The sequence below is a fragment of the Actinacidiphila rubida genome, assembly GCF_900110255.1.
Taxonomy (GTDB): domain Bacteria; phylum Actinomycetota; class Actinomycetes; order Streptomycetales; family Streptomycetaceae; genus Actinacidiphila; species Actinacidiphila rubida.
The window spans coordinates 1-13,029 of the sequence record NZ_FODD01000064.1; the positions used below are offsets into that span (position 1 = coordinate 1).

The following is a 13,029-nucleotide window of genomic DNA, read 5'->3' on the forward strand; positions in this document are numbered from 1 at the left end:
TACGGACTCAAACGCCCCAACCCCTCACCGCGCTGCTTCGGCTTCCACGAGGTCTTCCACGCCCTCACCATCGCGGCCTTCACCACGCACTACACCGCCATCCTCCTGGCAGCCACCTAACGAGTGCCGCAGTCACTGAGCGCACGAGGGCCTTGAAGACCGGGCGACAGCTGTCGCCTCTACGTGCGAAAGCCAACCTTCCCGGCCCTCGCTCGCCGCCGCATCCGATGTCGGTCGACGATCTGCTGTTCCGCATGGAGCCAGCCATGCTCCATTCCAGCTCCTTGCGATCGTCAGCTTGTGCCTGGGGCAGCCCAGCCGCAGCGGACCGCCTTCACTTGCCCTGGCTCTGGGACAACGCCATGACCGCATACGGCTGGTGAACCCCTGGCCGGCCTGTAGCAGGCCGTGGAGGGGAGATCGGAGCCGTGATATGCCCGCCCCGTGAGTTCGGCCTGTGAAGGGGGTGTACAACTGATCGACACGGCACCGTCGGTGCCGCCGCGATCGCCTGCAGACGCCCGGTGACGCAGCGGGGGAGCCGACGGCACGACAGGGAGTCGTCATGGCGCATACACGTCTGCAGGTGAGTGAAAAGGCCGTGGTCGGGGGCGTGGTGCTTGTTCTGGTCGGTGAGGTCGACTTCGGTACGATCGACATCCTGGACGATGCCCTTGTGTCCGCGACTGCTCCGGTGGTGGTGGCGGACCTCGCTGCCGTGACGTTCATCGACTCCGTGGGCCTGACCACGCTGGTGCGCGCCCACCGGGATCTGGAGGACGAGGGCGGCAGGCTTGCTCTGGCGGGTGCGGGAGAGGGTGTACGGCGCGTCATGGAGATCACCGGTATCGACCACGTCCTCGCGCTCTACCCGACGGTCCGGGCAGCCCTGAACCCTGTGAACCCGGAGTCCATCGAGCGGAGGTACAGCTCCGGGGCGGTGTGACGTCCTGTGGCGTGGTGTGTCAGCGGAGATCAGTTGGTGAGCCGCGCGGTGGATTCGGTGCAGGGTCAGAATGTTCGCCGGTGACGACATCGAGGACACCGTTACCTGCCTGCGCACTCACGGCGCGGAACTCGTTGGCGAGCTGGCACAGTACGAGAACACCTACCGGTTCGCTTATGTCCGCGGCTCGGAGTGCATCATCATCGGATTGGCCGAGCAGCTCGGCTGAAGGACGGTCGGGATCGGCTGCGCCCGCAGCCCCCGCCTTGGTCCCGGACCGCGCTCGGCCGGACGGACTTCTCCGGGTTGCGACCGATGGTCCCGTTTGACAAGCAGAGCCCGCGCGGGTCCATGCGGTCGCTGCCTGGCTGCGCTTCACCGATCAAGACGAGTTCGGATGTTGTTATGGGTGTTGTGAGCGAACAGCAGCGACGAATCGGCGAGATTCGAGTTGATCGGTCGGAGGGTTTCGGGGAGCGTTTGCTGGGCGCGTTGCTGGATCGGGCCCATGAGATGCCGCCGCACCTCATCGCACCGCTGGTGGCGCAGGAGGTGGCAAGGATCGGCGGCCGCGAGGTGTCCGTGCTGCTTCAGGACTATGAGCAGTTGATGCTCATGCCGCTGACCGGTCGGGGGTTGCTGACCGGGGCGCCGCAGCCGATCGACGCATCCCCGGCCGGCGCCGCTTTCTTGGAGGCGCGGATCGTCGAAGTGGTACAGGACGGCGGAACCCGGATGTTCCTGCCACTGCTGGACGGCAGTGACCAGGTCGGTGTCATGGCCGTCACCCTGGACCGGGTGGACAACGATGACCGGCGGCTGCTGCGGCGGCTGGCTGGCCTGGTCGCCGACATGGTGGTGACCAAGAACGGCTACACCGACGTCTTCACGCGGGCCAGGCGGCGGGCCCCGATGAGCGTGGCCGCGGAGATCCAGTGGGCCCTGCTGCCGCCGCTGCGTATGTCGGTGCCCCAGGTCGAAGTCGCCGGCATCCTGGAGCCCGCCTACCAGGTGGCGGGGGACAGCTTCGACTACGCCTTGAACGGCGATGTCCTGCACATCGCCATGATCGACGCGATGGGCCATGGGCTGGGTGCCGCGGTGATGGCCACGGCCGCCATCGGCGCCTACCGTCACGCGCGCAGGAGCGGCGTCAGCCTGGCCGGCATCTACGCCTACATGGACGAGGTCATCGCCGCACAGTTCGGGCCCGAGCAGTTCGTCACCGCGCAGATGATGCAACTGAACGTGACGACGGGCCACCTGCAGTGGGTGAACGCCGGCCATCCGTGGCCCCTGCTGATCCGCGACCACGAGGTCCTCGGGCAGCTCGAAGGCACCACGACCCTCCCGGTGGGCTTCGGCGGCCAGGAACCACTGGTCAGCGAAGGGGTGTTGCGGCGGGGGGATCGGATGCTGTGCTACACCGACGGCCTCGTCGAGGAACGCGCGGCAGGGGGCGAGGAGTTCGGACTGGCACAGCTCATCGACATCGTCGCCGACGTCGAACGCGCACAGCACGGAACACGGGCCACGGTGCGGGAACTCTCGCAGGCCCTGAAGCAGGCACGTGGCGGAATCACCAGCGACGACGCGACCATCCTGCTCACCGAATGGCGCGGCGGCACCGCCGACTATCTGACGCTGCTGGACTGACTGTCGATCTTCTCTGTAGTTACGACATGCTCACTGAGGCTTTTTCAACCTGCGGTTGAGTTGGCGTGATGCAGGGTGAGGACTGCCTGGACGAGGCTCGTGATGCGGGTGGTCGAGCAGCGGAGTCTGCGTAGCAGTCGCCAGTTCTTGAGGGTAGCCATGGCCTGTTCGACGAGGGCTCGTATCTTGGCCTGGGATCGGTTCACGGCCTGCTGACCTGCGGAAAGCATCTGCCACCGGCCACGGAACGGAACCCGGACCGTGCCGCGGGCACCCAGGTAGCCCTTGTCCGCCCAGCACGGGATGTGGGCCTGGTCGAGGGCGTTGATGATGCCGTGTTCACGGGCAGCGCGTACGTCGTGAATGGCCCCTGGCAGTGCGGGCGAGGCCCACAGCAGCCGGCCGAACGGATCAGAGAGGACCTGCACGTTCATGCCATGTTTCTTGTGTTTCCCAGAGTAAAAGGGCCGGTCGGTGGCGATGCGGTCGATCGGCAGGAGCGTCCCGTCGAGTAGGACGTACGCCTTCCTCGAAGCAGCCCGCACGGCCTGGTCGAGGGTCGGTGCGAGTGCGGCCAGAAGGACAGGCCCGGCGGTGCCGTTGACCTGATACATCACGTACGAGCCGACTTTCGCCGACACCGTGGTGTGCTTGGCCTGGATGACCACGTGCCCGTACCGGGGATGCGAGGCGATCACATCCGCGCACTGGTCGCCGGCCTGCCCTACCCGACGGGCCGTGGGGCAGCCGTCGCGGACCATCAGGTCGCGCAGCGCGAACTCGAAGCTCTGGTCATCCATCACGTCGATGTCGTTGAGAGCCAACCGCAAATGCGCCAGGCGCTCGACGCGTTCGCGCCGGGCGACAGATCGCCGTCGGTGCGATTCGCGGCGCCGGCTGCTGCGACCGCAAGCAACGTGATCAGGGTGGGCCAGGACGCCAGCAGCCACCGTCCGGCGCCGACAAGCGCCTGCAGCAGCCACAGCAGCGCCACGGCGGCGATGACGCCGGCGGCGACTCGCTCGCCGGTGCTGGCCGGCGCCCACCGGCGGACCAGGCGCTTGAGTCGGCGGCGGTTCACCGGTGGGCCGCGGCGACGGCAGCGGACACTGACGGGGACGAGGTGTGCGCAGGCGTGGCGCCGTGCGAGGAGCCGCCGAGGTGACCCCATATCCACAGGGATGTCACCACAGCGGCGCCGACGACCCATGGGCTGGTCTTCTTCGCCACACTTGTACGGGGGTTGCGTCGAACGTGCTCGCGGACGATGTGGTAGCCGGGTTCAGGCACGGCGGGTCTCCCCTGAAGGATTGTGGGGACGCGAGTGTGTCCCGTCCGCCTTGGGTCTACCGGCCGCCTCTGACAAACCCCCGGGGGTACCGACCTCTTCCGGACAGGAACCAGCACGGGGTGCCCGCGGCCCGGCACTTCCGCAACTGTTGCGGCGGTCCGCCATGATCTCGGCAAACGAAGCCAGCGGCGTTCGGGGGGACTTCGGAGGTGCCCGCGTCACCCAGGGATGCCGGGCTGGCGCTGACCCCCGGCGAACTGGGATGTTGAGATGCACAGCAGATCATGGGAGTAGTTGTCGCGATTTCGGCCTCCTGACGCTGGGCTTCGCCGTCGGCTTCCTGTACGGGGTAGCTGTGTGTGCCGGCGCCCTGTCGGGCTCCGGCGGGGAAGGAAGTGCCTACCAGGAGCCCCGTTCGGGCGTCACGCCCAGTGCCCGTTGGACGCACTGCCCGGCTGGTCCGACCACGGCCCGTGGGGAGAATCCATCACGCCATAAAGGGATTATTGTTTAATGGCTGCATGTTGTATCGCGCCCCCGTCCTGGACGATCACGACGAGAACGTCTTGCAGGAGATCGAGAGCATGCGCGGCCAGCTGCGGGCCTACCTGGCGGCCCAGCTGCGCTGGGACCGCCCCCTGCGCCGGCACATGGCCGCCCGCGCTGTGGCCGGATCCAACACCATCGAGGGCTACGCGGCGAGTATCGACGACGTGGAAGCGATCATGACCGGCGAGCAGCCACTGCAGGCAGGCGAGGAAGTCGCCGGCGAGATCGCCGGATACCAGCAGGCCATGACCTATATCCAGTCCCTGTCCGACGCGCCGCACTTCACCTACGACGAGGGCCTTCTCAACGGCATACATTTCATGATCCAAGGCAGGCACCTGGACAAGCGCCCCGGGCGGTGGCGCAACCGCGAGGTGTGGGTCAACGCCCCCGGGAGGCCGGACGTACGCGACTACACCGCCCCGGACGACCGGGAGGTGCCTGGCCTGATGTCCGAGCTGGTGGACTGGCTCAACCATGGAGACCTCGACGCGCCGGTCCATGTGCGCGCCTCGATGGCGCACCTGAACCTGGTCAAGATCCATCCCTGGCACGACGGCAACGGGCGAATGTCCCGGGCGCTTTCCGCCCTGGTCTTCTCTCGCGAGGCACTGATGCCGCCGGAGTTCTCCTCCATCGAGGAGTGGCTGGGGTATCCCGACCACACCTACGCCTACTACGACGTCCTGAAGGAAGTAGGCGGACCAGTGTGGTCCCCTCAGCGCGACACCCACCCGTGGATCCGGTTCTGCCTGCGCGCCCACCACGAGCAGGCCCAGTACGCGCAGCGGCTGATCGAAACCCAGGCCAAGGCATGGGTCGCCCTCGGTCGGGCGATTGCCGCAGAGGGCCGCGACGAGCGCGTGCTGTTCGCCCTGCAGCCCGCCTTCTTCAACCAGCGGGTGCGGCGTTCGCTATACCAGGAGGATGCCGAGCTGTCCGAGCAGCCGGCCAGCCGCGACATCCGGATGCTGTGCGAGGCCGGATGGCTGGCACAGCGGGGCAGGGCCCGCGGCACGTACTACGTGGCTGGGCCGAAGATGAGTCCCGTCCGCTCTGAGGTCGCTGCTGACGTCGGACCCCTGACCAACCCTTACGCAGCCAGTTAAGAAGCTGCGGTAGGCATCCGCGCCTGTCGTGAAATGCAACTGCTCGATCAGTGCCCATCCCTGAGCCAGCCCGAAGACACGTTTTTGAACGGCTCCAGGGGCCTGAAGCCGGCGGCGCGCATGTCGGCGACCGCCTTGGCTCCGTCGATGTCTCGTGACAGCACTTGTGCACGAGTTTCGGCGGCAGTTGGTGATCAGCTCACCCTGGATTGTTGACGAGAAACGACAGCACGGCAGGTTGAACTGAAGCAGTCCAGAACGGTCGCGAGATAGAGGAACTCCCCGCCTGCGAGCGGGAGATACGTGATGTCGCCCATGTATTTGCGCCCTGGCTCGGTGGCGGTGAAGTCCCGCCGGAGCAGGTCCGGGACCGGTGAGGTGGCCGGGTCCGGGACGGTGGTGTGCACGCGTCTGCGTAGGCGGATGCCGGTGATGGAGAACGTCCGCATGATCCGGGCGACCCGCTTCTTGTTGACCCGCCGCCCTTTGTCACGGAGCTCGGCGGTGATCCGCGGGGAGCCGTAGGCGCCGCCGGACTCGCCGTGGACCTCGCGGATCTCCGCGGCCAGGATCCGGTCCTTGTTCTGCCGGGTGGCCCGGGCCTCGGCGCCGGCGAGCCACTTGTAGTAGCTGGACCGGTTCACGTCCAGGACCTGGCAGAGCCGCTTCACCTCGTAGGTGTCCCGGTGGTCGTCAACGAACTGGAAGCGGCTCCCCACCAGTTCGTCTCTCCGGCGAAATATTTGGCCGCCTTGCGGAGGATGTCTCGCTCGGTGGCGAGCTTGCGCTCACTTGCCTCCAGCTCGGCCACCCGGACCTCCAGCTGTCGGACCCGCTCGTCCGGATCAGCGGACGGCACCGCCTCCCGGGGCAGGGCGCCCGGCTTCGCAGCCGCTGCGGTGACGCCACGGCGTTCGCGGTCCCGCAGCACCCACTCACGCAGGGTCGCCCGGTTGATCCCCAGGTCAGCAGCGATGCTCTTGTAGATCGCCCCGGGTGTGGACTCGTACAGGGCCACGGCATCGGCCTTGAACTCGTCCGAATAGTCCTTCATCGCCATCGGCGGTCTTCTCGCTTCCTCCGGATCAAGCAGATCCAGTATCAGCGTGTCCACCACTCAGGGGGAGGCCCCGACCTCGTATAGATAGGCGAGCATGGCATCGCGCAGGGAGGGATCCTCGGGTCCGAGCAGCGGATTGTCCAGGAGCTCGACGACAAGCAGCGCCGTGGCCGGCCAGGCCTTGCCCTCGCGGCGAAGCGTCGCCGACCACAGGTGCGAGTAGCCGTCGACGAAAGCCCGTGCGTCGTCGCTGAGGAGAGCCGCCAGATGCCGCGGCGTGTCGCCGGCGGGACCCGCGGCATAGAACAAGCCGGACCAATTCACCTCACGCGTACGGTCATCCACAACGGGGATGGTGCCACAACGCCTCGACGGGCTCACGCCGCGCAGACTCACGCTGAGGGGCTTTCGGCGGCTGGTGAGGTCTGGGGGCTTGGGTGAGTCTGTGCTGCCAGCCCTCGGGTTCCAGCGTCCAGGGGGAAAGGGCCCGCGTCGGTGCTGGTAGTCGATTGCGCGACCGGCGCGGTTCACGCTCAGGTGACCGTCGACGCCGACTGACGGCGCGGGAGTCTAAGGCTCAGGGGTGCCGGCTGCTGGAGTTGGACCTAGTCGGCACCGCCACGGGTACGTACCCGTATGCTTCCTCGGATGGAAGGGAGCACGATCATGGCTGATGCGAATGTCCGGATCCCGGAGGAGGCCCGGGACCGCCTGGCCGCTGTGGCGGCGGCGGAGGGGATGTCGCTGCGGGCCTACCTGGCCCGGCTGGCGGAGGCCGTGCTCACACCGGAAGAACGCGCGGCGCAGGCGGAGCAGGCCCGCGCGGTGCTGAAAGACTGGAGCGGGTACGCACCAGGCGCGGCCGAGGAGAAGGACCTGGACGCGGAGCTGGATGTGCGTCTGCGGCAGGCGGCCGCCCGGTGACCCACCCGCACGAGGCCATGCACGTCATCTTGGACGACACGGCGATGACAGCAGCCGGCCGGGGCAACCTCCTGGCCTCCCGGCTGATCCACCGGGCGCACGCCGAACCGGGCTGGTACCTGTACGCGACCGCCTGCGCGCTGGTCGAAGCCGATCGCGCCCGACCAGGGACGGGCGAGCACATCGCGGCCCTGCCCGGCATCACGGTGTTGGATCTGGACCTGGCGGCCGCGCTGTCCGTCGCCCGCCACGACACCTGGTCGCTGGCGCACACCCTGCACGCCGCGCAGCCCACCCCGGAGCGACCGGCCGGCGCTGTGGTGGCGACCGCGGCCCCCGGGACCTGGACGGCGCATCCCGTACGGGTCCTGGATCTCACGCCCTGATCTGCCGGGTGGAGTTCGGTCGGTCCTCGGGATCCTTCGTGAGAGACGCGGCATAGTACCGCTTGTAGACCCGATCCTCGTCCCGGGCGGGGACGCCTTCCACGGTCCAGGGACCGCCATGCCGCTCGATGCTGCCAAGGCTCACGTCTTCCACCTCCCCCTCGATCGGCCTCCAGCGTGCCTCGGCCGCGAGGCCGGTCTCGCCCGGCTCGGGCACTTCACGGCCAGGTAGTGAGGGCATCGACCAGGACACGCAGCTGCAGCACGACGTCGTCGGTTCCCGGCGCCTGGCCCACGACGTCGGTGGCCGGCGCGAGCACGTCGACCAGCCGCCCGGCCCGCACCCCGGGCGTTGCCTCCCGCAGAACAGCGCGCAGTACGTGCGCGTCCCACCGGCTGCGCGCGAGGCCCTCGGCGAGCGTGCGTTCCGCCGGGTCTGGCACCCAAGTGCCGGACCGGTAGCTCTCCAGCAGCACCGCTGCGTCCCGGCGCAGCGCCTCGTTCAGCGCAGTCGTGGTTGTCACGCACCACCAACGACATCCCGGCCGCCCGCGGCACGGGGAGCAGCAGGCGGCAACCGGGGCGGCAGCAGCGTGCGGCACGCCGTTGCTCCCGGGTGCTGCACCCGTGCTGAACGGCCCGCCCGCGGCCGCCGGCCGCCGGTGGCGGACCTTGCGGCCGCGCGCACCCCGGCCGCGGTCTGCCGGCCCTCCGCCCGTGCCGCCGGCGCCGATGCGTCGCACCGTCGGCTGCTGGTCCCACCCACGCCCCGCGCGGCTCGGAGGTCAGCGGACCCGCCTCGCGGGACTTCTGGCAAGGAGCAGGCGCCCGCCCGGCTGCTCGGTGGGTGTGCTGCGACGCGCTGCTGGGCAGTACGGCGCCCGGTCTCGGTCAGGCTGCCACATTCGGCACTTTGTCGCTCTGTCAGCTGCGGCTCTGCCAGGTGGTGTTGAACAGTGCGTACTCGAGCAGGTCAGGGTGTGCGTGGGAGGGCCAGCCGTCGGTTGCGGCCATCTGCCGGGCGGCGGCTTCCATGAAGGAGAGGTAGACCTGGTAGCGGTGGGGCGTCCATGCACCGTCTGACCACACCCAGGCGGCAATCTTGCCGTGTGGATCGTGACCAGTGTCTCGGCCGACGACTTCGGCCATCGACCGCATGCGGGCGGCCAGGACACTGTCCAAGATGAGAGGCTTTGGGTCGAGGGCGGGCGGCACCGCGGTAGCGGCGAAGTACAGGAACTTGGTGAAGAAGGCCGGCCCGAACCCGCGGACCTTCCCCTCGAGCTCGGCGTAGGCGTGCTGCGAGCCTCGTGTGCGCAGCATTGCGAGCGCGGCGGCGAGGACCACGCTCAAGGTGGCCGGCCCGCTGCCGGCGGGGGTGCCGCGCTTGCCCTTGCCCCACACGTAGCTTGCGACCAGGGCCTCCCGGAGATCCGCGCGTTGCAGCGCTCCGGCGGCTACGCGGTGAAGCAGGTCGGGGCAAGTTGCAGGCGGTAGCAGTTCACTGAGGGGAAGGTCCGCCGCGGCAGTCTGTGACCCGCGCCGCCCGGTGGGGCCGGCCGCACGACCGTTCCCACCCCCGCAGGCACGGCCCGGCGGTACCTTCACGGCAGGGGGTGGGCCGTGTCTCGACGCATGAGCCGGTGGACTGAGATGGTCGTCGTTGGAGTCGTCACCAGCCTGGCGACCACCGGGGTCCTCGCGGTGCTCCGCTGGATGCTGCACTGGCCGTGGCGCACAGTCCTGACCTGGGTGTTTTATGTGTTCGCGTTTGGTGGCTTTGGCGTGATCATGATCGGCGGAGGAGCTTGGTGGTGCTGGGACGTCTGGCAGGACTGGCGTCGCAAGAACGGCACCGGAGGCAGGGCTGCGGAGCGGCGGGAACGCGCGCGTCGGCAGCGGGGCTGACGCGACGCCGGTACTGGTAGTACCGTCGGTACCATGCCAGCCACAAATGTGCCTTTCGAGCCGGACGAGCTCGACGCGATCAACCGGGCAGCACAGGCCAGCGGGAAGAGCGCCCGGCAGTACATCAAGGACGCCGCGCTCTCCGCGGCCCTCGGCCGCCAGGAAGCGTTCCTGTCCGCGGCCCTGACCGTCGGCGAGCACACCCGCGAGGCCTTCCAGCTGCAGTTCTCCGAGACCGAAGAGCAGCGGGCGCTGCGCGCGGCTGAGGCAGCCGCGGCACGCGAGGTGCACGACGAGGACGAGGGCCGGACGGCGGCGTGAGTGAGGACTACGAGCGGGCCGAGGTCTCCTGGCTGCTCCGGGTCGCCGAGAATGTCCAAGGCGACCCGCAGGTGGACGACCTCGGGCCGTTGTTCGCCGCGGTGTGCCGGCATCAGGCCCGCGCGATGGACCGCGACGTGTACCAGTCGCTGCTGCTGAAGGCCTCGGCGCTGCTCCACACGCTGGTGCGGACCCCAGCGCTCGAGCACTCCAACCAGATGTTCGCGTGGATGGTGGCCGCGGCGTTCCTGGACGTCAACGGCTACGAGCTGTCGTACTCGCCGAAGGACGCGGCCACGCTCGTGGCCGACGTGGAAGCCGGCCGGGCGGGCGTGCAGCAGATCGCGCGGCAGCTGCGTCGCTGGCGAGCCTGACCGCCCGCCGGCGGCTCCCGGTGGTGCCCCGAAGCCCTTGTGGGGCACACCGCTGTCCCAGCTGGCTACCAGATGCTCGCCGCGCCGATGAACGCCGCGTGACCACGCCGTCCGTCGCTGGAACACCTACGACGAGGAACGGCGGGCGCAGTTGGCCGCCCTCGGCCTGCGCCCGCGCACCACGGCGCTCCAGACCAACGCGTAGACCCAGCAGGTCCGGTGGGGCCCGTGCCTCGCATCTGGGACGACTCCCGTAACGGTCACATCCGGCCCCATTCGCCGACCACCATCCTGCGAGGTCGCGTGCCGGCCGACCAGCAGCAGACCCCGGAATCCCCCGCCACCCACTACCTTCTCGACACCCCGTGCACGCAGGTGTCAGGCCACGACGCCAGCTGGCACACGACCCAGCACCCGGACGGCCGGGCGCTCCGCTGGTACCGCACCGATCCGGGCGTCCGGCACACGCGCCTCACGGTCAGGGGTCGAGATCTGACCTTGTGTTTCCCGGGGTAGAAGGGCCGGTCTGCGGCGACGCGGTCGATGGGCAGGAGCGTGCCGTCCAGAAGCACGAACGCCTTCGTCGACGCAGTGCGGACTGCATCGGCAAGGTGGGTGCAAGGGCGGCCAGGAGGTCGACGGCCTCGGCGACATAGCGGTAGGCGGTCGTGGTCCCCACGCCGAACCCGGTGGCGAGCTGGGCGTAGGTGTGTCCGACACGCAGGTGAGCGAAGGTGAAGGCCGAGGCTTCCTCGCCGCGTGGCTCGGCCAGACGGACTTACGGTTGGCCGGGTAGGGCACCTCAGTGCGAAGCCCCCTCACAGTCCTTCTGCGGGGTGGGCATCCGGAGCGGAGCCGCCGCGAGCATGCCGCCGGTGGACAGCCACGCCACGTCGACGCGTTCGAAGACGAGGGCCAGCGCCATGTCCATCGCGTCGGCGGGGCCGCTGGCGGTGCCGTGGCGCCGATGGCCGCTCGTGCGGCGGACGTGCGGGCCGTCGACGAAGCTCACCCGGACGTCGTCGCGGCGGAGTTCGACGGCGCGACCGTCGCCCGTGGCCTCCCGTCGCGCGAGTCTTCTACGGGCTGGAGTTCATCCGGAGCAGCGCCTTACCCAACGGGGTGAGCGTGTGCAGGATGGTGTTGCGAAGGCGTGTGGATGTGGTCAGACCGGCCTCCCTCAGGGTGGTGGCGTGCTGACTGGCGGTGGGAGGGGTGACGCCGGTACGCCGGGCCAGTTCCACGGTGGTGCAGCCGCCTTCGATCACGCGCAGGCAGGCGGCGCGTGTCGGGCCCAGGAGGTTTCCGAGCGTCTGGGTGTGCGGGGGGCTGTCGGGGGTGATCCACCAGGCCGGCGTCCGCGGAAGGGGGTAGACCAGCACCGGTGGCAGGGTGGGGTCGATGAGGGTGACCGGTCGGCGCCAGCAGAAGGCCGAGGGCACCAAGACCAGCCCTCGCCCCGCCAGGACGATGTCGCGCTCCAGGTGGTAGTCGACCTCCAGCACCGGCGGGCGCCACCTCATGGTCGGTCCCAGGGTCGCCAGCACCCCGTCGCAGCCGTGGTCGAGCATGGCGCGGGCCCTTACGGCACGCTCGGAGTCGACGAGGGCCTGCATACGGGACCAGTACGGGATCAGAGCGGCGCGGTGGTAGCCCCGCAGCGCCTCGCCGAGTTCGGATAGCGCCTGGCTGCCGCCGTCCATCAGGGCACGGGCCCCTGACGACATGCCGGTGAGGACCGCAAGCTCCCGGCGCAGCCGGGCGCGTGGCGTGGCGAGCACCTCCTCGATGCCCTCCTCCAGTCCGAAGGCAGCCCGGGCCGGGGTGAGGAAGTCCGGGAAGTCGCCCACCGGCGGTGCCAGCCAGCGCAGGAGCCGCAGTTGGTGCCGCGGCAACCGGCGCAGTCGGGTGCGGATCTGGGCCCGCCAGGGGTCGTACACCGCCCTACCGCGCGTGGTGCCGAGCAGGTTGATGCTGAGCACCGTCTCCCAGAGGGGGTCCGGCTGCCGCGGGAAGCGGATCCGGGAGGCGTCTTCCCCGTTGAAGTGCAAGCGCAGCACCGCTACCCCCCGGCTCACCCCCGATACGTCGGATCAGTGTGCGAGTCGCCGACGTGCGGGAGATAGCTCCTTTCAGGTCACAGCAGCCGCCGGCCGGGCTCGAATGCGCCGTCAGGCCATGTGCTCCCGGGGGCCCTCCGGCCGTGCCGGCACCTCCCGACCCTCCCGTGTGCAGGTTGTCCTGGGTGATTCGGCTGGGATCGAAGCTACTCGCCCCACAAGAACGGAGGGCCCGACACTGATGGCCGCGCCAGAACGGGCCGGAGCACCTGCCGGAACCCGTCGGACGCGGAACGAGACACGTAAGACGTCATCCACACGAGGGAAACGCGTGCTCCGGCGCGCTCCGATTGGAGGGACATACCGCCTGTTCTGAAGTCGGTAGAAATACCCGTCGTGAATCAGCATCAAACGCCCACTCAGAATGTGAGTTCGGAGAGGATGC

17 protein-coding genes and 3 pseudogenes are annotated in these 13,029 nt (G+C 69.1%); 10 read left to right on the forward strand and 10 right to left on the reverse strand.

The window, feature by feature from the left end:
* The 4 genes and pseudogenes from BMW99_RS42475 to BMW99_RS36235 form a co-directional block, all read left to right on the forward strand.
* A pseudogene (locus BMW99_RS42475) lies at window positions 1–120 on the forward strand (hemolysin III family protein); the annotation flags it as partial.
* Window positions 121–565: 445 nt separating this feature from the next.
* Entirely contained in the window at window positions 566–946 is a 381-nt protein-coding gene (locus BMW99_RS36225) for an STAS domain-containing protein (RefSeq protein WP_069461734.1), read from the forward strand.
* A gap of 70 nt (window positions 947–1,016) precedes the next feature.
* A pseudogene (locus tag BMW99_RS36230) lies at window positions 1,017–1,175 on the forward strand (VOC family protein); the annotation flags it as partial.
* A 185-nt stretch (window positions 1,176–1,360) separates the two neighbouring features.
* Window positions 1,361–2,602 (forward strand): PP2C family protein-serine/threonine phosphatase, encoded by a 1,242-nt coding sequence (locus BMW99_RS36235; protein WP_069461733.1) that lies wholly within the window; start codon window positions 1,361–1,363, stop codon window positions 2,600–2,602.
* A 44-nt stretch (window positions 2,603–2,646) separates the two neighbouring features.
* Here the strand turns inward: BMW99_RS36235 and BMW99_RS36240 are convergent, their stop codons facing one another.
* Together BMW99_RS36240 and BMW99_RS36245 are read right to left on the reverse strand one after the other, a co-directional pair.
* Window positions 2,647–3,402 (reverse strand): IS5/IS1182 family transposase, encoded by a 756-nt coding sequence (locus BMW99_RS36240; RefSeq protein ID WP_075018286.1) that lies wholly within the window; start codon window positions 3,400–3,402, stop codon window positions 2,647–2,649.
* A complete protein-coding gene (locus tag BMW99_RS36245) occupies window positions 3,402–3,683 on the reverse strand; it encodes a hypothetical protein (RefSeq protein WP_069461732.1) in 282 nt (93 codons plus the stop codon). The genes BMW99_RS36240 and BMW99_RS36245 overlap by 1 nt, the downstream gene beginning before the upstream one ends.
* A 731-nt stretch (window positions 3,684–4,414) precedes the next feature.
* Here BMW99_RS36245 and BMW99_RS36255 point away from each other — a divergent pair.
* Window positions 4,415–5,551, forward strand: a complete 1,137-nt coding sequence (locus BMW99_RS36255; protein ID WP_069461731.1) for a Fic family protein — start codon at window positions 4,415–4,417, stop codon at window positions 5,549–5,551.
* A 194-nt stretch (window positions 5,552–5,745) separates the two neighbouring features.
* On the opposite strand, the gene BMW99_RS36260 is transcribed toward BMW99_RS36255, so the two are convergent.
* Genes BMW99_RS36260 through BMW99_RS36270 form a run of 3 tightly spaced genes read right to left on the reverse strand, consistent with a single transcriptional unit; the run spans window position 5,746 to window position 6,920 of the window.
* Window positions 5,746–6,270 (reverse strand): IS3 family transposase, encoded by a 525-nt coding sequence (locus BMW99_RS36260; protein ID WP_176735362.1) that lies wholly within the window; start codon window positions 6,268–6,270, stop codon window positions 5,746–5,748.
* Window positions 6,219–6,665: a transposase gene (locus tag BMW99_RS36265; protein WP_141725973.1), complete on the reverse strand. Its 447-nt coding sequence runs from the start codon at window positions 6,663–6,665 to the stop codon at window positions 6,219–6,221. Before BMW99_RS36265 ends, BMW99_RS36260 begins: the two co-directional genes overlap by 52 nt.
* Window positions 6,666–6,668: 3 nt before the next feature.
* Window positions 6,669–6,920 carry a hypothetical protein gene (locus BMW99_RS36270; RefSeq protein ID WP_141725972.1) on the reverse strand — a complete coding sequence of 84 codons (252 nt, stop codon included), beginning with the start codon at window positions 6,918–6,920 and terminating at the stop codon, window positions 6,669–6,671.
* Between the two features lie 357 nt (window positions 6,921–7,277).
* On the opposite strand from BMW99_RS36270, the gene BMW99_RS36275 reads away from it, so the two are divergent.
* Entirely contained in the window at window positions 7,278–7,535 is a 258-nt protein-coding gene (locus BMW99_RS36275; protein WP_069461729.1) for a hypothetical protein, read from the forward strand.
* Between the two features lie 17 nt (window positions 7,536–7,552).
* Window positions 7,553–7,921, forward strand: a complete 369-nt coding sequence (locus tag BMW99_RS36280; RefSeq protein ID WP_069461743.1) for a PIN domain-containing protein — start codon at window positions 7,553–7,555, stop codon at window positions 7,919–7,921.
* Between the two features lie 218 nt (window positions 7,922–8,139).
* Here BMW99_RS36280 and BMW99_RS36290 read toward each other — a convergent pair whose 3' ends face one another.
* Both BMW99_RS36290 and BMW99_RS43015 read right to left on the reverse strand, forming a co-directional pair.
* Window positions 8,140–8,445, reverse strand: a complete 306-nt coding sequence (locus BMW99_RS36290; RefSeq protein ID WP_075018283.1) for a hypothetical protein — start codon at window positions 8,443–8,445, stop codon at window positions 8,140–8,142.
* Window positions 8,446–8,845: 400 nt separating this feature from the next.
* On the reverse strand, window positions 8,846–9,646 hold the full coding sequence (locus BMW99_RS43015) for an 8-oxoguanine DNA glycosylase OGG fold protein (protein ID WP_322900220.1): 801 nt from the start codon (window positions 9,644–9,646) through the stop codon (window positions 8,846–8,848).
* On the opposite strand from BMW99_RS43015, the gene BMW99_RS36300 reads away from it, so the two are divergent.
* From BMW99_RS36300 to BMW99_RS36310, 3 genes are read left to right on the forward strand one after another with little or no spacing between them, the layout of a single operon-like run.
* Entirely contained in the window at window positions 9,575–9,829 is a 255-nt protein-coding gene (locus BMW99_RS36300; RefSeq protein WP_069461725.1) for a hypothetical protein, read from the forward strand. The genes BMW99_RS43015 and BMW99_RS36300 overlap by 72 nt on opposite strands.
* A gap of 33 nt (window positions 9,830–9,862) precedes the next feature.
* Entirely contained in the window at window positions 9,863–10,150 is a 288-nt protein-coding gene (locus BMW99_RS36305; protein WP_141725971.1) for a hypothetical protein, read from the forward strand.
* Complete coding sequence (locus BMW99_RS36310; RefSeq protein WP_069461723.1) at window positions 10,147–10,524, forward strand: fic family toxin-antitoxin system, toxin component; 378 nt, start codon at window positions 10,147–10,149, stop codon at window positions 10,522–10,524. Before BMW99_RS36305 ends, BMW99_RS36310 begins: the two co-directional genes overlap by 4 nt.
* Before the next feature lie 493 nt (window positions 10,525–11,017).
* Here BMW99_RS36310 and BMW99_RS36315 read toward each other — a convergent pair.
* The 3 genes and pseudogenes from BMW99_RS36315 to BMW99_RS36325 form a co-directional block, all read right to left on the reverse strand.
* Window positions 11,018–11,257 (reverse strand): annotated as a pseudogene (locus BMW99_RS36315) (transposase family protein); the annotation flags it as partial.
* 69 nt (window positions 11,258–11,326) lie between these two features.
* Entirely contained in the window at window positions 11,327–11,536 is a 210-nt protein-coding gene (locus BMW99_RS36320) for a hypothetical protein (RefSeq protein WP_069461721.1), read from the reverse strand.
* A gap of 67 nt (window positions 11,537–11,603) precedes the next feature.
* Entirely contained in the window at window positions 11,604–12,602 is a 999-nt protein-coding gene (locus tag BMW99_RS36325; protein ID WP_245791774.1) for an ArsR/SmtB family transcription factor, read from the reverse strand.
* Window positions 12,603–13,029 lie beyond the last annotated feature (427 nt).